The organism is Aquabacterium sp. OR-4, assembly GCF_025290835.2.
Taxonomy (GTDB): Bacteria; Pseudomonadota; Gammaproteobacteria; order Burkholderiales; family Burkholderiaceae_C; genus Pseudaquabacterium.
The window spans coordinates 1,701,366-1,719,851 of record NZ_JAOCQD020000002.1 but is presented as its reverse complement, the minus strand read 5'-3'; the positions used below and the strand labels follow the sequence as shown (position 1 = coordinate 1,719,851).

General features: G+C 72.3%; 20 protein-coding genes and 1 pseudogene. 10 read left to right on the top strand and 11 right to left on the bottom strand.

Annotated features, from left to right (window positions below; translation table 11 throughout):
- Nucleotides 1–49 precede the first annotated feature (49 nt).
- Genes N4G63_RS19745 through N4G63_RS19730 form a run of 4 tightly spaced genes read right to left on the bottom strand, consistent with a single transcriptional unit; the run spans nucleotide 50 to nucleotide 2,956 of the window.
- A complete protein-coding gene (locus N4G63_RS19745) occupies nucleotides 50–673 on the bottom strand; it encodes a DUF4136 domain-containing protein (protein WP_260787163.1) in 624 nt (207 codons plus the stop codon).
- Between the two features lie 57 nt (nucleotides 674–730).
- Nucleotides 731–1,675 (bottom strand): tRNA 2-thiocytidine(32) synthetase TtcA, encoded by a 945-nt coding sequence (ttcA, locus tag N4G63_RS19740; RefSeq protein WP_314600226.1) that lies wholly within the window; start codon nucleotides 1,673–1,675, stop codon nucleotides 731–733.
- 8 nt (nucleotides 1,676–1,683) lie between these two features.
- Nucleotides 1,684–2,082, bottom strand: coding sequence for a dihydroneopterin aldolase (locus N4G63_RS19735; protein ID WP_260787164.1), 399 nt, complete (start codon nucleotides 2,080–2,082; stop codon nucleotides 1,684–1,686).
- 13 nt (nucleotides 2,083–2,095) lie between these two features.
- On the bottom strand, nucleotides 2,096–2,956 hold the full coding sequence (locus N4G63_RS19730; RefSeq protein ID WP_260787165.1) for an SDR family oxidoreductase: 861 nt from the start codon (nucleotides 2,954–2,956) through the stop codon (nucleotides 2,096–2,098).
- A gap of 18 nt (nucleotides 2,957–2,974) precedes the next feature.
- Between N4G63_RS19730 and N4G63_RS19725 the strand changes: the two genes are divergently transcribed.
- Nucleotides 2,975–4,183, top strand: coding sequence for a class I SAM-dependent methyltransferase (locus N4G63_RS19725; RefSeq protein ID WP_443112071.1), 1,209 nt, complete (start codon nucleotides 2,975–2,977; stop codon nucleotides 4,181–4,183).
- Nucleotides 4,184–4,244: 61 nt separating this feature from the next.
- Entirely contained in the window at nucleotides 4,245–4,436 is a 192-nt protein-coding gene (locus N4G63_RS19720) for a DUF2905 domain-containing protein (RefSeq protein ID WP_260787166.1), read from the top strand.
- On the opposite strand, the gene N4G63_RS19715 is transcribed toward N4G63_RS19720, so the two are convergent.
- The 5 genes from N4G63_RS19715 to N4G63_RS19695 all read right to left on the bottom strand — a co-directional run bounded on the left by N4G63_RS19715 (nucleotide 4,399) and on the right by N4G63_RS19695 (nucleotide 10,608).
- Nucleotides 4,399–5,673 carry a multifunctional CCA addition/repair protein gene (locus N4G63_RS19715; RefSeq protein ID WP_314600092.1) on the bottom strand — a complete coding sequence of 425 codons (1,275 nt, stop codon included), beginning with the start codon at nucleotides 5,671–5,673 and terminating at the stop codon, nucleotides 4,399–4,401. The two genes, N4G63_RS19720 and N4G63_RS19715, sit on opposite strands and share 38 nt — an antisense overlap.
- Nucleotides 5,674–5,702: 29 nt before the next feature.
- Nucleotides 5,703–6,641: an NAD-dependent epimerase/dehydratase family protein gene (locus N4G63_RS19710; protein ID WP_260787167.1), complete on the bottom strand. Its 939-nt coding sequence runs from the start codon at nucleotides 6,639–6,641 to the stop codon at nucleotides 5,703–5,705.
- A 16-nt stretch (nucleotides 6,642–6,657) separates the two neighbouring features.
- The gene (locus tag N4G63_RS19705; protein WP_314600091.1) at nucleotides 6,658–8,727 is read right to left on the bottom strand and encodes a lytic transglycosylase domain-containing protein; all 2,070 of its coding nucleotides are present in this window, start codon (nucleotides 8,725–8,727) and stop codon (nucleotides 6,658–6,660) included.
- 129 nt (nucleotides 8,728–8,856) lie between these two features.
- Nucleotides 8,857–9,540: a glutathione S-transferase family protein gene (locus N4G63_RS19700; protein WP_314600090.1), complete on the bottom strand. Its 684-nt coding sequence runs from the start codon at nucleotides 9,538–9,540 to the stop codon at nucleotides 8,857–8,859.
- A 72-nt stretch (nucleotides 9,541–9,612) separates the two neighbouring features.
- Complete coding sequence (locus N4G63_RS19695) at nucleotides 9,613–10,608, bottom strand: LysR substrate-binding domain-containing protein (protein ID WP_314600225.1); 996 nt, start codon at nucleotides 10,606–10,608, stop codon at nucleotides 9,613–9,615.
- 171 nt (nucleotides 10,609–10,779) lie between these two features.
- Here N4G63_RS19695 and N4G63_RS19690 point away from each other — a divergent pair.
- Nucleotides 10,780–11,049, top strand: a pseudogene (locus N4G63_RS19690) (DUF2917 domain-containing protein); the annotation flags it as partial.
- Between the two features lie 68 nt (nucleotides 11,050–11,117).
- Here N4G63_RS19690 and N4G63_RS19685 read toward each other — a convergent pair.
- Nucleotides 11,118–11,507 carry a TfoX/Sxy family protein gene (locus N4G63_RS19685; RefSeq protein ID WP_314600224.1) on the bottom strand — a complete coding sequence of 130 codons (390 nt, stop codon included), beginning with the start codon at nucleotides 11,505–11,507 and terminating at the stop codon, nucleotides 11,118–11,120.
- 180 nt (nucleotides 11,508–11,687) lie between these two features.
- Here N4G63_RS19685 and N4G63_RS19680 point away from each other — a divergent pair, with 180 nt between their 5' ends.
- The gene (locus N4G63_RS19680; protein WP_314600089.1) at nucleotides 11,688–12,281 is read left to right on the top strand and encodes a 5-formyltetrahydrofolate cyclo-ligase; all 594 of its coding nucleotides are present in this window, start codon (nucleotides 11,688–11,690) and stop codon (nucleotides 12,279–12,281) included.
- A 184-nt stretch (nucleotides 12,282–12,465) separates the two neighbouring features.
- Here N4G63_RS19680 and N4G63_RS19675 read toward each other — a convergent pair whose 3' ends face one another.
- Entirely contained in the window at nucleotides 12,466–13,089 is a 624-nt protein-coding gene (locus tag N4G63_RS19675) for an OmpW/AlkL family protein (protein ID WP_260787172.1), read from the bottom strand.
- Nucleotides 13,090–13,392: 303 nt separating this feature from the next.
- On the opposite strand from N4G63_RS19675, the gene N4G63_RS19670 reads away from it, so the two are divergent.
- The 6 genes from N4G63_RS19670 to N4G63_RS19645 are packed head-to-tail and all read left to right on the top strand — an operon-like array spanning nucleotide 13,393 to nucleotide 18,475.
- Nucleotides 13,393–15,027, top strand: coding sequence for a carboxyl transferase domain-containing protein (locus N4G63_RS19670; protein WP_260787173.1), 1,635 nt, complete (start codon nucleotides 13,393–13,395; stop codon nucleotides 15,025–15,027).
- Between the two features lie 39 nt (nucleotides 15,028–15,066).
- Nucleotides 15,067–15,195 (top strand): hypothetical protein, encoded by a 129-nt coding sequence (locus N4G63_RS19665; protein WP_260787174.1) that lies wholly within the window; start codon nucleotides 15,067–15,069, stop codon nucleotides 15,193–15,195.
- Nucleotides 15,192–16,160 carry a GNAT family N-acetyltransferase gene (locus N4G63_RS19660; protein ID WP_260787175.1) on the top strand — a complete coding sequence of 323 codons (969 nt, stop codon included), beginning with the start codon at nucleotides 15,192–15,194 and terminating at the stop codon, nucleotides 16,158–16,160. Before N4G63_RS19665 ends, N4G63_RS19660 begins: the two co-directional genes overlap by 4 nt.
- A 59-nt stretch (nucleotides 16,161–16,219) precedes the next feature.
- The gene (locus N4G63_RS19655; RefSeq protein WP_260787176.1) at nucleotides 16,220–17,038 is read left to right on the top strand and encodes a dienelactone hydrolase family protein; all 819 of its coding nucleotides are present in this window, start codon (nucleotides 16,220–16,222) and stop codon (nucleotides 17,036–17,038) included.
- Between the two features lie 10 nt (nucleotides 17,039–17,048).
- Nucleotides 17,049–17,840 (top strand): enoyl-CoA hydratase/isomerase family protein, encoded by a 792-nt coding sequence (locus tag N4G63_RS19650; protein ID WP_260787177.1) that lies wholly within the window; start codon nucleotides 17,049–17,051, stop codon nucleotides 17,838–17,840.
- Nucleotides 17,837–18,475 (top strand): DUF4126 domain-containing protein, encoded by a 639-nt coding sequence (locus tag N4G63_RS19645; protein WP_260787178.1) that lies wholly within the window; start codon nucleotides 17,837–17,839, stop codon nucleotides 18,473–18,475. The genes N4G63_RS19650 and N4G63_RS19645 overlap by 4 nt, the downstream gene beginning before the upstream one ends.
- The last annotated feature ends 11 nt before the right edge of the window (nucleotides 18,476–18,486 follow it).

Genomic DNA, 18,486 nt, shown 5'->3' with positions numbered 1-18,486 from the left:
GCGCCCACTCGCCGGCGCCGGCCCCGCCTGCTGCCGCTACGGCGGTGCCTCAGCCCGGTGTCAGCGGCACGCGCACGGTGCGCGGGTTGGGCCCGGTGGCCGGAAAGTCCATCAGCGCCGCCGCAAACAGGGGCGCCAGCACGCCGGCGACATCGCTGCGCCAGCCTTCGTGGCTGGCGCGGGCCTCGTACAGCGGCTTGCCGGTGCCGCGTTCGCGGATCAGCAAGGCCACCTCGTGGTCGTAGCGCGGGTTGTCAAAGCGCGGCGAGGGGGCCCAGAACGGGCCGCGCCAGGGGTTCACGCGCCAGGGGCCGAAGCCGCCGTGCCACCACAGCGGGTCGTCCCAGGGCGAGCGGTCGGTGCGGCTCACGCGGGCCCCGAGCTGCACCACCAGGTCGGGCTGGCCACCGGCCGCCACGGGCGTGAAGCCCAGGCGGGCCAGCGCGGCGGCCGCGGCGGTTTCCAGCTGCTGCTGCAGCGCGGCCTGCGGCGCCTGCTGCTGCGAGGGCAGGCGCTCGAAGGCATAGCTGCCGCGGTGGCCGGCATCGCGCGCGGCCGGCCAGTCGCCAAAGCTGCTCACCTCCACGCCCAGCTGCGACAGCGTGGCGCAGCCGCCCAGCAGCAGGGCCAGGGGCGCCAGCGTGGCGGCCGAGATCAGGTGTCGTCGTTGCATCGTGAACTCCTTGGGTGGCCGCCGCGCCGACCGGCCGCCCGGCATGGGCGGCGGCCCTCAGTCGCGCACGAAGCGGATGGTCTGCGCCTTGGGTGTAGCGCAATCGGCGCCATCATCCGCCGGATCGTCGTCATGATCGAAGGCTTTGTCGCCGCTCGGATCGGGTGTGCCTGTGGGCTTGATCGACGCGAACGGGTAAAGGTTCCGGTCCATCATGTGCGAGGGGGTGATGTGGCCCATGGCGCGCAGCATGTTGTCGCTGCGTCCGGGGTACTGCTTCTCCCACTCGCGCAGCTGGGCCTTGATGGTGACGCGCTGCAGGTTCTCCTGGCTGCCGCACAGGCTGCACGGAATGATCGGGTACTGGCGGTGCCGGGCCCAGGTCTCGAGATCGGTCTCGGCCACGTAGGCCAGCGGGCGGATCACGGTGTGGCGGCCGTCGTCGCTGACCAGCTTGGGCGGCATGCCCTTCAGGCGGCCGCCGAAGAACATGTTCATCATCATCGTGACCACCATGTCGTCGCGGTGGTGGCCCAGCGCGATCTTGGTGGCTCCCAGCTCGCCGGCCACCCGGTACAGGATGCCGCGGCGCAGCCGCGAGCACAGGCTGCACATCGTCTGCCCCTCGGGGATGTGCTTCTTGACGATGCTGTAGGTGTCCTGGTTCTCGATGTGGAAGGGCACGCCCACCCGGGCCAGGTACTCCGGCAGGATGTGCGCCGGAAAGCCCGGCTGCTTCTGGTCGAGGTTGACGGCCACCAGCTCAAACTTCACCGGCGCGCGCTGCTGCAGGTTCATCAGGATGTCGAGCAGGGCGTAGCTGTCCTTGCCGCCCGACAGGCAGACCATGATCTTGTCGCCGTCCTCGATCATGTTGAAGTCGGTGACGGCCTCGCCCACCTGGCGGTGCAGGCGCTTGCTCAGCTTGTTCATCTCGAAGGCCTGCTTCTTGGCCTTCTGGGTGTCGTGGGCCGCGGCGGCCAGCGCGTCGGGCTGGGTCATGTCGTTCATCACGCGGCCTCCTTCATGCCGAACACCTCGCAACCCACGGCGTCGCAGTCGGGGTACACGTCGGGCTTCTCGGTGGCCACGCGGGCGGCGCGCACCTTGGGGTGGGCCAGCATCGCGCGCAGCACGTCGTCGGCCAGGGTTTCCTGCAGGTGGATGTGGCCCTGCGACACGCGCGCGGCGATGGTGCGGCGGATGAAGTCGTAGTCCACCACCTCGTCCAGGCGGTCGTTGTGCGGCGTGCTCTGGGCCAGCGGCACGTACAGGTCGACATTGATCACCACGCGCTGCTCGCCCTTCTTTTCGAAGTCGTGCACGCCGATGTTGATCCACACCTCGTAATCGCGCAGAAAGAGGCGCCGGCAGCCCATCAGGCTGGGGTTGCTGAGCAGGCTTTGCATGGGGTTCGGGCCTTCAGGAAGAGGATGCGGCTTGTTGTTGTTGCGCGAGAAACAGCACGTCGCGCGGCTGGCCCCACAGGTGCTGGCCACCATCGACCAGCAGGTTGTGGCCGGTGGTGGCCGGGGCTTCGAGCAGGTAGCGCACCGCGCGGGCAACGTCGTCGGGGGTGGACGAGCGCGCCAGCGGCGTCATGCGGTGGGCGGCGGCAAATTCGGCCTGCGTCATCGGCCCCGACAGCAGCGTGACACCGGGCGACACCGCGTTCACCCGCAGCACCGGCGCGCAGGCCTGGGCCAGCATCACCGTGGCGGCCTGCAAGGCGGCCTTGCTGAGTGTGTAGCTGAAGTAGTCGGGGTTGGGGTTGGCCAGCTTCTGGTCGAGCAGGTTCACCACGCAGCCGGTGGCGCTGGCGTCGCCCGCGGCGCGGCGCTGCAGCAGGTGCTCGTGCAGCGCGCGGCTCAGCAGCACGGCCGGCGCGGTGTTGGCGCGCATCGCGCGATCGAGCAGGCCGGGGCTGAAGCTGGCGGGGTCGTCGTACTCGAACAGCGAGGCGTTGTTCACCACCGCGTCCAGCCGGCCCAGGCGCAGCAGCACGGCGGGCACCAGGGTTTCGCAGGCCTGCGGGTCGGCCAGGTCGGCGCTGAACACCTCGGCGCGCACGCCGTGGGCGGCCACCTCGGCGGCGGTGGCCTCGGCCTCGGCGAACGAGCGGTGGCAGTGCAGCGCCAGATCCCAGCCGGCGGCGGCCAGCTCGAGCGCAATCTGGCGGCCGATGCGGCGTGCGGCGCCGGTGACCAGCACCACCTGGCGACTCGCCGGGCGGTTGACCGGGTGCTGGCTTCGAGAGGCGGAAGGCGAGGAGGGCGTGCTCATGGTTTCTACAATGCCAGGATGACGGCCCCGGCAACCCCGCCCGCCACCGCTGCCGGTGGCCCAGGCGAACCCGACAGTGTATCGAGCCCGGTTTCGGCGCGCGTGACGGACGAACTCTCGGCGCTGATCCACAAGGCCATTCAGGCCGCCGGTGGCTGGCTGCCCTTTGACCGCTTCATGGCGCTGGCGCTGTATGCGCCGGGCCTGGGCTACTACGCCAACACCAGTGCCAAGTTCGGCGCCATGCCGGGTTCGGGCAGCGATTTCGTCACCGCGCCCGAGCTGAGCCCGTTTTTCGGCCGCGCCCTGGCGGCCCAGGTGCGCCAGGGCCTGCAGGCCAGCGGCACGCACACGGTGCTGGAGTTCGGCGCTGGCTCGGGCGCGCTGGCCGAGCAGTTGCTGGACGCGCTGGGCGACGCGGTGCAGTGTTACCAGATCGTCGACCTGTCGGGCACGCTGCGGGCGCGCCAGGCCGGGCGGCTGGCCCGCTTTGCGCCCCGGGTGCAGTGGCTGGATGCCTTGCCCGAGGCGATCGACGGCGTGGTGCTCGGCAACGAGGTGCTCGACGCCATGCCGGTGCAGCTGCTGCACTTTGATGGCGCGGCCTGGTTCGAGCGCGGCGTGGTGGCCGAGGCTGCACCCGGCACCGAAGCCGGCACCGGCACCGGCACCGGTACCGGCTTCGCCTGGGCCGACCGGCCGACCACGCTGCGCCCGCCGGTGGAGGCGGCCTTCGTGCCCGGCACCGTCACCGAGATCCACCCGCAGGCGCGGGCCTTCATCGCCACGCTGGCCGGCGTGCTGCGGCGCGGCCTGGCGCTGTTTCTCGACTACGGCTTTCCCGAGGCCGAGTACTGGCTGCCGCAGCGCCACATGGGCACCCTGATCTGCCACCGCGCGCACCGCAGCGACCCCGATCCGCTGGCCGACGTGGGCCTGAAGGACATCACCGCGCATGTCGACTTCACCGGCATCGCGCTGGCCGGGCAGGACGCCGGGCTCGAGGTGGCCGGCTACACCTCGCAGGCCCGCTTTCTGATCAACTGCGGCCTGCTCGATCTGCTGGCCGGGGCCAGTGTGGCCCAGCGCGCGATGGCGCAAAAGCTGATCACCGAGCACGAGATGGGCGAGCTGTTCAAGGTGATCGCCTTCACGCGCGGGCTCGACCTGCCGCCCGATCAGCCGCTGCTGGGTTTTGCCCAGGGCGACCGGACGCACCGGCTGTGAATGCCGGCCGGCGAGCCGCTCGGCGGGTGGTGGCGGTGCGCCGCCGGCGGGGGCTGACCCGATGCGCTGGCTGATCGTCTTCGTGCTGGCCTCGCTGGTCTTCAGCGGCCTGAAGGGCTGGCTGCAGAAGATCGGCCTGGGCCGCCTGCCGGGCGACATCACGCTGCGCTGGCGCGGCCGCGAGCTGTTTCTGCCCTTTGCCAGCAGCCTGGTGTTCAGCCTGCTGGCGATGCTGGTGGGTTTGCTGGTGTAGGCGCCGGCGCGCCGGCCAGCGCCTGCGCCACCGCCGCCACCCGAACCGCCCGCACCCGCTCGCCGATCTGCGGGCCCTTCAGGCCGGCGGCCACGGCGGCGGCACTGGCGGACTGCACGTCGGCGGCCAGCGCGGCATCCAGCGCGGCCTGCAGGCGCGCGCGCTGCGGGTAGGGCCGGTCTTCAAAGCCGGTGCGGCCGCGTGCATCGCATTCGCAGGCCAGCAGCGCTTCGGCAAAGCGCTGCGGCCGGCGCAGGCCGTCGCAGCGGTCGATCAGGCGCATCACGGCCTCGGGCCCGAACTCGGCGCTGCGGTGGATGTTGCCGTGCTCGCGCGCCACCAGCTCGGCCAGCTCGCGGCAATCGCCGGGCAGCTTCCAGCGCTCGGCCACCTGGCGGGCCAGGCCCACGCTGCGCTGCTCGTGCCCGATGTGGCGCGGCCATTCGTTGCGCGGCGTGGTGGCCTTGCCCAGGTCGTGCATCAGGCAGGCCCAGCGCACGCTGAGCGGTGCCTGCAGCGCCGCGGCGGCGGCCAGCACCAGCAGCTGGTGCACGCCGGTGTCCACCTCGGGGTGGTGGGTGGGCGGCTGCGGCACGCCCCACAGCGCGTCCAGCTCGGGCAGCAGCACGGCCAGCGCACCGGTGCTGCGCAGCAGCTCGATCATGCGGCCGGGCTGCGCGGCCATCAGCCCGCGCGACAGCTCCTGCCACACGCGCTCGGGCACCAGGTGGTCGACTTCGCCCGCGGCCACCATCTGGCGCAGCAGGGCCAGGGTTTCGGGGGCCAGCGTGAAATCGGCATACCGCGCGGCAAAACGCGCCACGCGCAGCAGGCGCACCGGGTCTTCGACAAAGGCCGGCGACACATGGCGCAGCACGCGCGCCGCCAGATCGGCCTGGCCGCCGTAGGGATCGGTCAGTGCGCCGGTGTCGGGGTCCTGGGCGATGGCGTTGATGGTCAGGTCGCGGCGCGCCAGGTCGTCTTCCAGCGTGACGTCGGGCGCGGCGTGGAAGGCAAAGCCGTGGTAGCCGCGGCCGGCCTTGCGCTCGGTGCGGGCCAGCGCGTATTCCTCGGCCGTCTCGGGGTGCAGAAAGACCGGAAAGTCGGCGCCCACCGGCTTGTAGCCGGCACGCAGCATGGCCTCGGGCGTGCTGCCCACCACCACCCAGTCGCGGTCTTGCACCGGCAGGCCCAGCAGCGCGTCGCGCACCGCGCCGCCCACGATGTAGACCTTCACTGCCCCCGCTCCCGCCCCGGCCTGGCCGCTCAGAACTTTTGATAGGCCGGCCGGGCCGGCGCGAAGTGCGTGGCCAGGCGCGCCAGCGGCTGTGGCGCGATGCCCAGCGCGGCCAGGCCCGGCAGCGTGCCGCTGGCCACATTGGGCACACGCATGCTCAGCAGGTTGTCGCGGCTCATCGGCGGCTCGCCGGGCAGCAGGGCCATGCCGGCGGCCTGCAGCATGCCGGCCCATTCAGGCAGCGGCAGCAGCGGGCGGGCGTGGCCGCTCATGGCACCCACGCGCGCGATGATCTGGCCCAGGCTCAGCACCTCGGGGCCGGCGGCCTCCAGCGTGGCGCCGGCCAGGTCGTCGCGGCCGACCAGCGCGACGATGGCCTGGGCCACATCGCCCACCCACACCGGCTGGAAGCGCGCGCCGGTGCCGGCCAGCGGCAGCAGCGGAAACAGCTTCAGCAGGCCGGCAAACAGGTTGGTGAAGCGGTCGTCCTCGCCGAAGATCACGCTGGGCCGCAGGATGCGCACATCGGTGTCGCCCACCTGCTCGGCCTGGCGCCACACGGCCTCGCCGGCGGCCTTGCTGCGCAGGTAGTTCGAGGGCGCGTCGGCCGCCACGCCCAGTGCGCTGACATGCACCACGCGGCGCACGCCGGCGGCGCGCACCGCGGCGGCCAGGGTGCGTGGCAGCGCCACGTGCACGCGGTCAAAACGCGCGGCATCGCCATGCAGCACGGCCACCAGGTGCACCAGGGCATCGGCACCCTGCAGCGCGGCGGCCAGCTGGGCAGGCTGGTTCAGATCGCAGCGCAGCAGCTCGACATTGGGCAGGCACTGCACGGCACGCGCATGGGGCAGGTGGCGCGTGGGCACCACCAGGCGGCAGCCGGGCCAGGCTTCGGCCAGGCGCTCGCACAGCGCGCGGCCGACGAAGCCCGAGCCTCCGGTGATGACGATGCGGCGCGGGGTCATGCGGTGGGGTGTCCGGTCAGGGCAGTTCGGTGTTGGCGGGGTTGGCGCCGGACTCGCGCGGGCCGATGGTCTGGCCCAGGCGGCTGCGCAGCGCTGGCGGCTTGCCGCCCTGCAGGCTGTCGTACACGGCGGCGGCCGAGGTCACGCGCTTCACATAGTCGCGCGTTTCGTTGAACGGGATGCTCTCGGTCCAGGCGGCGGCGTCGAGCGTGCCGCCTTCGCGCCAGCGGCGCGGCCGGCCCGGGCCGGCGTTGTAGGCCGCGGCCGCCATGGCCTGCGAGCCTCCCAGGTCATCGAGCACCAGCTTCAGGTAGCTGGTGCCCAGCTTCAGGTTGGTGAGCGGCTCGGTGATCAGCTCGGGCCGGCTCCAGTCCATGCCGATCTTCTTGGCCACCCAGCGCGCGGTGGCCGGCATCACCTGCATCAGGCCGCTGGCACCGACATGCGACTTCAGCTGCGGCATGAAGCGGGTTTCTTGCCGGATCAGGCCGAACACATAGGGCGCGTCGAGCCCGGTGGCGGCGGCGGCGCTGCGGATCTGCTCGGCCCACGGCGTGGGGTAGCGCAGGGCGATGTCGACCTCGCTGCGGGTGCGCTCGGCGGTGTTGATGCACAGCTGCCAGTCGGCGGCGTCGCAGGCCAGGCGGGCGGCGGCGTTGAGCGCGCGGTCGTCCATGCCGCGCAGCGAGAAGTTCCACTCGCGCCGGGCCTCGTCGCGCAGGCCCAGGTTGACCAGCAGCAGCGCGCGCTGCAGGCCGGGGTGGCTGCGCGCGGCCTCGCGCTCGGCCGGCGTGATCGCCGCCGGGCGCGGCGGCAGCGCAGCCGGGCGGCCCAGCGCCTCGGCGGACAACTGGCCGTAGAAGTGCGGATCGGGGCTCAGGCCGTCGAGCAGGCGCTGGCTTTCGGCGCGCTGGGCCTCGCCCTCGGCACCTTCCCTGGCGGTGGCGGCCAGGGCGCGGGCGCGCCAGTACTGCCAGGCGGGGTCCTTCTGGCCGGCCGGGCTCATGCTGTCGATCAGGCGCAGCATCAGCGGCCAGCGCGCGTCCTGGCGGCTGCGCAGGGCGGCGCGCACGTTCCAGCCCAGGGTCTCGTCGGTCCAGCCGGGCTGGCGGGCGGCCTCGCCCTTGACCTGGCGGTCGAGCAGGTTCACTGCGCGCTGGGCGTGGTCTACCGCCTCGGGCGCCAGCTTGAAAGCCGCCTGGCGCGCGGTGTAGCTCCAGCCCCAGGCGGCCTGCGCGGGTGTCAGGCCCTCGTCGCCCAGCAGCTGGGCGGCGGCCTCGTGGTCGGTGGCGGCCAGGCGCATCAGCGCCAGCAGGCGCAGCTCTTGGGGCAGGCGGCGCGGGCTGGCGCTGCGGCGCAGAAAACGCGCCGGGTTGTCCAGGGCCTCGGCCACCTCGCGCGCCTGGGCATTGCCCAGCAGGCCCACCGCGGCGCGGGCGGCGCCCGGGCGCTGGCCTTCCACGGCGTAACGCGCCTTCAGCCAGACATCGTGCTCGGAAAAGCGCTTGGCATCGACCATCGCGGTGGCCAGCATGTTGCAACCGTCGTCGGCCTCGCGCTGGGCAAACCACGCGCTGCGGGCGGCGTCGCGCACGTCGCGGCCGGCCAGGTGCTCGGTGAGCAGCCACCAGCACGTGACCTCGCGGTCGTCGTTCATGCGAAAGCGCGGGAAGTCGCGTGCCAGGTTGGCAAAGTCGCGCCGGCGGCCCAGCTCGAGCAGCCAGTCGTTGCGCAGCCGGTCTTCGACATAGCTGCCGGGCCAGCGGGCGTAGAAGGCCTCGACCTCGTCGACCGTGGCCTCGCCCAGGCGGCTGCCCAGGTCCCAGTACTCCACCCAGGACAGCAGCGGGTGGTTGGCGGCGCTGAGCACCGCGCGCGCCGCAGCCAGGCGGCTGCGGTCGGCCTTGCGCTCGCCCTTGCGCGCGGCGTCGCGGGCCTCCAGCACGGTGGCGTCGGTCGGGTCGGGGGTGGTCTGGGCCGCGGCGGGCAGGGCCAGGGCCAGGGCGGCGGCCAGCGCCGGCAGCATGGCGCGGCGCAAGGCAAGTGGCGCGCGCAGGCGGGGGCGCGGGAAGGGCAGGCAGGTCATCGCGGCGGGCTGGCGGCTGGGGGAAGCGCGCGTGCGGCCTGGCCGGTCACGGCGCGTGAAACTCACTGTACCCCAGGGCCTGCCGCCGCTGCGCCGGCGCGGGCTTCGGCGCCGGCGTCAGCGCCGCGGTCAGCGCTGTGTGCGGTAGGGCTCGTCCTCGGGCACGAAATCGGCCTCGAGCAGCGCCTCGGCCACCCAGGCCTGCACGCCGGCCGTGGCCCACAGGCGATCGGCATAGCCCGCCACCACCGGCGGCAGCGGCAGCGCATAGGTGCGCATGCGCGAGACCACCGGCGCAAAGTAGGCGTCGGCCACCGAGTAGCCGCCAAACAGGAACGGCCCGCCGCTGGCGGCCAGCGCCTCGGTCCACAGCGTGACGATGCGCGCCAGGTCGGCCGCCGCGGCCGGCTTGTCGGCCAGCTGCTGTGCGCCCACCTCGGGCAGGTGGGCCTCGATGTTCATCGGAAACGCGCCGCGCAGGGCGGCAAAGCCGCTGTGCATCTCGGCGCACAGGCTGCGGGCGCGGGCGCGCGCGCTGCGTTCGGCCGGCCACAGCGCCTTGTCGGCACAGCGCTCGGCCAGGTATTCGGCAATGGCCAGGGTGTCCCAGACCAGCAGGCCGTCGTCGTCCACCAGGGCCGGCACGCGCCCGGCGGGCGAGACGGCGGTGATGGCCTTCTTGAAGCGCGAGTCGGCGCTGAAGCTGTCGAAGCGCAGCATCACCTCGTCGAAGGCGATGCCCTTCTCGCGCATCAGCACCCAGGGGCGCATGGACCAGGACGAGTAGTTCTTGTTGCCGATGTACAGCTTCATCGCGGGGCTCCGGGGGTGGGGGGATGGCTGTGCATGCTAGGCGGGCCGGTGCCGCCCGGGGGTGAGATTTCGTCATGGGCTTGATGCGCCGGACGCATCCGCCGGCAAGCTGCGCGCACCCGGACTGCCATAGGGATCGGACGCCGCGCCGGGGTTGGCCAGCGCCGTGCGGGTGAGCGCCGCCTCGTCGCGGATCCAGGCGATGAAGGCCTGCAGCTCGGGCCGCAGCCGCGCGCCGGGCAGCGGCAGCAGCCAGTAGGCGGCCGGGCTGTCCACCCGCCCGGCCGGGCCGAAGGGCTCGACCAGCTCGCCGCGCGCCAGCGCGTCATGCACCAGGGCCATGCGCGCCAGCGCGATGCCCTGGCCGGCCAGCGCGCCCTGCACCTGCTGGTGGGTGTAGTTCAGGTAGATCCAGCGGCGCGGCTCGAGCAGCGGCTGACCGGCCTCGCGCAGCCAGCGCCGCCAGCTCAGATAGACGGCGCTGGGGCGGTGGTCGTCCTCCTCCAGCAGCGCGTGGCCGGCCAGATCGGCCGCGGCGGCCAGCGGCGGCGCCTGGCCGCTGCGTGCCTGGGCCAGCAGCCAGGGGCTGGCCACCGGCGTGAGCCGCTCGCCGAACAGGCGCTCGGTCTCGGGCGTGCTGGCCACGTCGTCAAAGCCGTAGCGCAGCACCAGATCGACCTCGGGGTCGTCGAGCTCGGTCATCTTGTCGCTGGCGCTGATGCGGATGTCGATGTCGGGGTGGCGCTGCTGGAAGGTGGGCAGGCGCGGCAGCAGCCACAGCGTGGCGAACGAGGCAAAGGTCGACAGGTTCACATGCCGCCGCCCCTGCGCCACGCGGATCTGCCGCACCGTGCGGTCGATGCGCTCCAGCGCCGGCATCACCGCCTGGCGCAGGGCCTCGCCGGCGGCGGTGAGTTCCACCCGCCGCGTGCCGCGGTTGAACAGCGTGGCCCCCAGCTCCTGCTCCAGGCCCTTGATCTGGCGGCTGATGGCCGACTGGGTGAGAAACAGCTCGTCGGCCGCGGCGCTGAACGACAGCCGCCGCGCCACGGCCTCGAAGGCGCGCAGGCTGTCAAGCGCCAGCGGCCGGCGCGGGCCGGCCGCGCCGCCGGGCCGGGTGGGCGGGGTGCCGGGCGCGCGGGGGAGTCAGTATTCATTCCGTTCTCGCATCAAAGCCGGGCGCCGATCGCATTGGACTGGCCGGCGCCGCATGCCGATCATCTTGCCATCGACAGCGCCATGCCCAACCGGGCCGGCACCGGCCTCTCACCGCAGGAGATCATCATGAAGTCCACGCATCAATCCCCCGCATCGTCCAGCAGCCTGCAGCCGTTGGGCCGGGTGCCGCGCAGCCTGCGCCTGGCCGGCGCCAGGCGCCTCGAGGTGGCCCAGCCCGGCTGGCTGATGGTGCACGAGGGCCGGGTGTGGCTGACCCGCGACGGCGGCGGCGACGACCATGTGCTGGCCGCCGGCCAGCGCCTGTGGCTGGGCCGCGGTGTGCGCGTGGTGGTCGACTCGTGGCAGCCGGCCGTGGCCGCGTGCCTGGGCTGGCAGGCCGATGCGGTGGCCGCCGGCGCTCAGCGCCTGGGCGTGCCCGTGGCGCGGCGGCGCGGCGCCGCCGGTGCGGCAGCGGCGCTGGGTGCGGCCGCGGCGGCGGTGGCCTGGGCCGCGGCGGCGCGGGTCTTTGCCGCCCTGGGAGGTGGTTTGCTGGCCGCGGCGCGCAGCGCCGAGGCCAGGGCCAGCCGCGCCCAGGGCTGCATGGCCGCGGGCGAGTCCATGGCCGCGTCGGGCGCGCTCCAGTAACTGGTGAGCACGCGGCGGCCGGTGCGGGTGGCATAGCCGAAGGGCTGGCCGCCGGCGGCCGCGAACGCCGCCTGGCTCAGGGCGTCGGCCTTCAGGTACAGGCGCTGGTCGATGATCAGCGCGACCATCAGCGCCTCGATGAACAGGCCGTGGCCGCCAAACATGCGCCGTGCCTGTGGCCGCCCCAGCGAGGCCAGCAGCTCGAGGCAGTGGGCAGCAAACGCGGCATCGGCGGCCATGGTGGCGCGCAGTGTAGGGCGGGCCCGTGACAGCGTGAGCGATGTCGCAGCGGCGCAGGTGCCCGAGCTTGGGCGTGGGCCGGGCGCGCGGGCCACAATCCGGCCATGAGCTCCGAACGCCGTTTCCGATTCGACCAGCCCTCGCGCGACAAGCCCACGCTGCGCAAGCAGCTGCAGGCCGAGCGCCAGGCCATGGTGGACCGCCACCAGCGCAGCGTGCACCTGCAGGAGGTGATGCAGGTGTGGCTGCTTGACCGGCCCGAGGTGGCCATCGGCGCCTACTGGCCGATCAAGGGTGAGTTCGATGCGCTGCCGGCGCTGTACCGCTGGAGCGAGGTGAGCGGCGAGCGCATGCTGGGCCTGCCGGTGATGGACCGCCAGACCAAGCAGCTGCGCTTTCACGCCTGGTTTCCGGGCTGCCCGATGGAAGAAGACGCCTACGGCATTCCCAAGCCCAAGGACACGGTGCAGTTCCAGCCGCAGCTGCTGATCATTCCGCTGGTGGGTTTCGGCCCCGGCGGCAACCGCCTGGGCTACGGCGGCGGCTTCTACGACCGCACGCTGGCCGCGCTGCAGCCCCGGCCGGTGACCGTGGGCCTGGGCTTTGCGCATGGCTACATCCCCTGGCTCGAGATGGAGCCGCACGACGTGCCGCTGGACGCCATCCTTACCGAAGACGGCGTGGCCTGGGAGGCGTAGCTCACCCCCCTGCGGGCTGACGCCCGCCCCCTCAAGGGGGCACCCACCCTGGGCCCGGCAGAGCCGGGCCTCGGTGGTCGCTGGGTTGCGCTGGAATCCTGCAACGACCTTGCAATGACAAACGCCGCCCGAGGGCGGCGTTTGTCATCGTCGGTCGTGTCTCGTGTCTGAACGCGTCAGCACATCAGAAGCGCTTGCCCACGCCCACGCCGACCAGCAGCGGGTCGACCTTGAACTTGCCGTGGTCGACGCCGCCCACGTAGACGGTGGTGCCGATCTGCACCTTCTTCACGTCCACGTTCAGCAGCCAGCCACCGCCCAGCGGCACGTCGGCGCCCACCTGGGCGGCCAGGCCCCAGCTGTTGTGCTTCAGGCCCACCGCGCCATTGAGGATCTTCACGGCCGAGATGTTGGTGTAGTTCACGCCTGCGCCCAGGTAGGGACGGAAGCCGCCCAGGCCGGTGAAGTGGTACTGCACGGTCAGCGTCGGCGGCAGGTGCTTGAAGGTGCCGATCTGGGCGCGCGCGCCGTCTTCGTCCAGCGCGGTGAGCTTCTGCTTTTGCGGGTAGGTCAGGATCAGCTCGGCCGCCAGGTTGGGCGTGAAGAAGTAGCTGATGTCGAGTTCGGGAATGGTCTTGTTGTTGATCTGCAGCTTGGCGTCCAGATCGGTGCTGTCCTTGTTGGCCGAGTCCAGGTAGACGGCACGGGCGCGCACGATGAAGTTGCCGGTGTCCTGCGCCTGCACGGGCAGGGCGCTCACGGCGGCGGCGGCGGCGGCGATGGCGATCAGGGAGCGAATGGCGGTCATGCTGTTTTTCCTCAGGGTTGCAGTCCAGCAGGCCCGCTTTGCACCGGGCCCGTGAACGCATTGCACGCTGCCGGTCGGCGGCGGCCCTTGGCCCAGCGCAAGCCGCCGCCCGCCGCATGCCTCTGGCCACCAAGGGTTTGACCTGAGGCAAAGCGGGGTGATGCGGTGGCGCAACAGCGCGACTTGCGTCCTGCCACCCGGCCAGGCGCAAGCACTCAATTGACGTTTACGTAAACGTCACTTGATAATCCCGCCGCACACTCGACCCCACATCACATCCAGATCGCAAGCGCCGGAGACCGCATGGCCGTTCTGCAGAGCAAGCTCAATCCCCGCTCGCAAGAGTTCCGCAGCCACGCCGAGGCCATGCAGGCGCTGGTGGCCGATCTGAATGCCCGCCTGGCCAAGATCGCCGAAGGCGGTGGCGCCGATGCCCGCGCCAAGCATCTGGCGCGCGGCAAGCTGCTGCCGCGCGAGCGGGTCGAGCGTCTGCTCGACCCCGACACGCCCTTTCTCGAGATTGCGCCGCTGGCCGCGCTGAACATGTATCCCGAGAAAGACGGCCAGGGCGGCACGCGCGACGCCGCGCCGTCGGCCGGCCTGATCGCCGGCATCGGCCGCGTGGCCGGGGTCGACTGCGTGATCGTCTGCAACGACGCCACCGTCAAGGGCGGCACCTACTACCCGGTCACGGTCAAGAAGCACCTGCGCGCGCAGGAGATCGCGGCGCAGAACGGCCTGCCCTGCATCTACCTGGTCGACAGCGGCGGCGCCAACCTGCCCAACCAGGACGAGGTGTTTCCCGACCGCGATCACTTCGGCCGCATCTTCTACAACCAGGCCAACCTGTCGGCGGCCGGCATTGCGCAGATCGCCGTGGTGATGGGCAGTTGCACGGCCGGCGGCGCCTATGTGCCGGCGATGAGCGACGAGACCATCATCGTCAAGAACCAGGGCACCATCTTTCTTGGCGGCCCGCCGCTGGTGAAGGCGGCCACCGGCGAGGTGGTGAGCGCCGAAGACCTGGGCGGTGGCGACGTGCACACGCGGCTCTCGGGCGTGGCCGACCACCTGGCCGAGAACGACCTGCATGCGCTGGCCCTGGCGCGCCAGAGCGTGGGCCGGCTCAACCGCAGCAAGCCCCAGCCGCTGGCCTGCGTGCCGCCGCGGCCACCGCGTTTTGCCGCGGAAGAACTGCACGGCGTGATCCCCACCGACACGCGCAAGCCCTTCGATGTGCGCGAGGTGATTGCGCGCGTGGTCGACGACAGCGCGTTTGACGAGTTCAAGGCCCGCTACGGCGCCACGCTGGTGTGCGGCTTTGCCCACATCGAGGGCATGCCGGTGGGCATCGTGGCCAACAACGGCATCCTGTTTGCCGAGAGCGCCAACAAGGGCGCGCACTTCATCGAGCTGTGCTGCCAGCGCAAGGTGCCGCTGGTGTTTCTGCAGAACATCACCGGCTTCATGGTCGGGCGCAAGTACGAGAACGACGGCATCGCCCGCGCCGGCGCCAAGATGGTCACCGCGGTGGCCTGCGCCGCGGTGCCCAAGTTCACCGTGATCATTGGCGGCAGCTTCGGCGCCGGCAACTACGGCATGTGCGGCCGCGCCTACAGCCCGCGCCTGCTGTGGATGTGGCCCAACGCGCGCATCAGCGTGATGGGCGGCGAGCAGGCCGCCAGCGTGCTGGCCACCGTCAAGCGTGACGGGCTCGAGGCCAAGGGCGGCAGCTGGAGCGCCGACGATGAAGAAGCCTTCAAGGCGCCCATCCGCCAGCAGTACGAACTGCAGGGCCACCCCTACTACGCCAGCGCCCGGCTGTGGGACGACGGCGTGATCGACCCCGCCGACACCCGCCGCGTGCTGGCCCTGGGCCTCAGCGCGGCGCTCAATGCGCCGATCCCCGAGACCCGCTTCGGGGTGTTCCGCATGTGATGTGCATGATGTGCTGGATGGCTCACCTGGACACACACCATGCGCACCCACATTGACCTCGACCTCGACCCCGACATCAACATCGCCAACGGGCCACTCGACGCCGCCCGCGCGGGCAAGGGTTTCGAGCCGGCGCGCGGCCTGCGCACCTGGGGGCATCGCGCATGAACGGTTTCAACCTGCGCGTATTGCAGCCCGCTGACTCGCTGGCCGAGCTGACCGCGCTGCTGCACCGCGCCTATGCGCCATTGGGCGCGGCCGGCATGAACTTCACCGCCGTGAACCAGACCGAGGCCCAGACCGCCGAGCGCGTGCGCCACGGCCAGTGCCTGGTGGCCGAGCGCGATGGCCGGCTGATCGGCACGGTCACGGTGAACGGCGCCTTCGATCCCAACCAGCAGGCCTGGGCGCGTGCCACGCCGTGGTTCTACCGCAGCGATGTGGCCCACTTCCACCAGTTCGCGGTGGCGCCCGAGCAGCAGGGCGAAGGCGTCGGCAGCGCGCTGCTGGCCGGTGCCGAGGCCTGGGCCCGCAACCATGGCCACCGCGCGCTGGCGCTCGACACCGCGGTGCCGGCCGCCGCGCTGCGCCAGCGCTATTCCCGCGCCGGCTTCGAGGTGGTGGACGAGGTGCACTGGCGCGGCAAGACCTACCGCAGCGTGGTGATGCTCAAGCCCCTGGCCTTTGACGGCGAAGGCCAGCCGCTGCCGCCGCCGCAGGCCGGTGACGCGCAACACCAGGCCGCCGTGGTGCGCACCCTGTGGGCGCATTTCCAGGCGCGCGACTGGCCCGCCGCGCGCCGCCTGCTGCACGACGACGCGCAGCTGCACTGGCCGGCCAGCGGCGAATGGCTGCTCGACGCCGACGCCATCGTGCGCGTGCAGGCGGTCTACCCCGAGGGCTGGCGCATCACCGTGCTGGAGGCCACCCCCATGCTCGACGGCCGCGTGCACTCGTGGGTGCGGGTCGACCATGGCGCCACCAGCTTCTTTGCGCACACGCTGTGGCGCTTCAAGGGCGCGCGCATCGCCGGCGCCAGTGAAACCTGGGCCACCGCCGAGGCGCCGCCGGCCTGGCGCACGGCCGAGGCCATCGGCGCCTACCGGCGCGAGCCCTGGCCCAGGGGCGCGTGATGCGGCGTGTGGCGGGTTGGCTGCTGGCTGCGGCCTTGCTCGGGCTGGCCGGCGTGCCCATGGCCGCCCGCGCTGCGCTGGTCGAGCAGGTGCTGCAGGTGCCGGTGAGCGTGAGCGATGCCTTCGGCAAGACCACCGAGCAGCCGATCACGGTCACGGTGTTCAGCGACGACGCGGCCAGCGCGCCGCGGCCGCTGCTGGTGCTCAACCATGGCCGCTCGCCCAAGCCGGCCGAGCGCGCGGCGATGGGCCGGGCGCGCTACAGCGCCGTGGTGTCCTGGCTGGTGGCGCAGGGCTTCGTGGTGGCAGTGCCGACGCGCGTGGGCTATGGCGCCAGCGGCGGGCCCGACATCGAGGATTCGGGCGCCTGCGACCGCAAGAACTATCCGCCCGGCTACCGCGCCGCGGCGGCGCAGACGCTGGCCGTGCTGCAGGCCTTGCGTGCCCGGCCCGATGTGCTGCCGGGTCGCAGCGTGGTGATGGGCCAGTCCTACGGTGGCGCCACGGCCGTGGCCGTGGCGGCGCTGAACCCGCCGGGCGTGGTGGCCGCGATCAACTTTGCCGGCGGCGGCGGCGGCAACCCCGAGACCCAGCCGCAGCGCCCCTGCTCGACACCGCAGCTCGAGCGCATGTTCCGCGAGTTCGGCCGCGAGGCGCGGGTGCCGATGCTGTGGGTCTACACCGAGAACGACCAGTACTTCGGCCCCGAATACCCACGCGCCTGGTTCGCCGCCTTCCGCGAGGCCGGCGGCGTGGCCGAGTTCCAGCAGTACCCGCCGCATGGCGACGATGGCCACAGCCTGTTCACGCGCTTTCCCAAGGTGTGGCAGCCGCGCGTGGCCGAGTTTCTGCGCAGCCAAGGTTTCGAGATTCCGTGAGACAAGCCCGATGACAGCCAGCACCCTCGACATTCAACGCCACGGCGGCGTGGCCCGCGTGTTCCTCAACCGCCCTGACGTGCGCAATGCCTTCAACAGCGAGGTCATCGCCGAGCTCACCGCCGCCTTCACCACGCTGGGCGCCGATGACAGCGTGCGCGCCATCGTGCTGGGCGGCCACGGCAAGGCCTTTTGCGCCGGCGGCGACCTGAACTGGATGCGCGCCATGGCCGACTACAGCTGGGAGCAGAACCGCGTCGACGCCCAGGCCCTGGCCGACATGCTGTTCACCATCTACACCTGCCCCAAGCCGGTGATCGGCCGCCTGCACGGCGACTGCTATGCCGGCGGCGTGGGCCTGGCCGCGGTGTGCGATGTGCTGGTGGCTGCGCACGACATGCACTTCTGCCTGTCGGAGGCCAAGGTGGGCCTGCTGCCGGCCACCATCAGCCCCTACGTGATCCGCGCGCTGGGCGAGCAGGCCTCGCGGCGCTTCTTCATCACCGCCGAGCGTTTCTCGGCGGCCAGCGCGCACCGCCTGGGGCTGGTGCAGGTGCTGGCCGAACCGGCGGCCCTGGATGCCGAGGTCGATGCGCTGGTCAGCGCGCTGCTGGCCAACGGCCCGGCCGCCGTGGCCGCCAGCAAGCGCCTGGTGCAGCAGGTGGCCGGCTTGCCCGTCACGGCCGAGCTGCGCGCCGACACCGCCCGCCGCATTGCCGACATTCGCGCCAGCGCCGAGGGCAAGGAGGGCATCTCGGCCTTTCTGGCCAAGCGCGATCCGGCCTGGAAGGCGCCGGCGTGAACCTGCTGCCGGCCACGCTGGACACCAGCCACCTGCTGGCCCTGGCCGCCGCGCTGGGCTGGGCCAGCGGCCTGCGCCTGTACGGCGTGCTGTTTGCCACCGGCATGGCCGGCTGGCTGGGGGCGGTGGCCTTGCCGCCGGGCCTGCAGGTGCTGCAGCACCCGCTGGCCCTGTGCGCCGCCGGCGTGATGCTGCTGACCGAGTTTGTGGCCGACAAGATCCCCTGGATCGACTCGCTGTGGGACGCCCTGCATGCGCTGCTGCGGGTGCCGGCCGGTGCCGCGCTGGCGGCGGCGGTGTTCGGTGGCGAGCACCAGGCCTGGGCCTGGGCCGCTGCGGTGCTGGGCGGCTCGCTGGCGGCCACGGCGCAGCTGGCCAAGAGCGCCACGCGGGCGGCGGTGAACACCTCGCCCGAGCCGTTCTCGAACATCGCGCTGTCGCTGGCCGGCGATGCCGCCGTGCCGGCCATGCTGTGGCTGGCCTGGGCCCATCCGGCCTGGTTTGCCGTGGCGCTGGTGCTGGTGGTGGCCGTGATGCTGGTGCTGATCGTGCTGCTGCTGAAGTTTGTGAGGACGCTGGGCCGCACGCTGCGCCAGCGTTTTGGCGGCGGCGCGGCGCGCGCCGGCCTGACCTGAAGCCTGGAGAC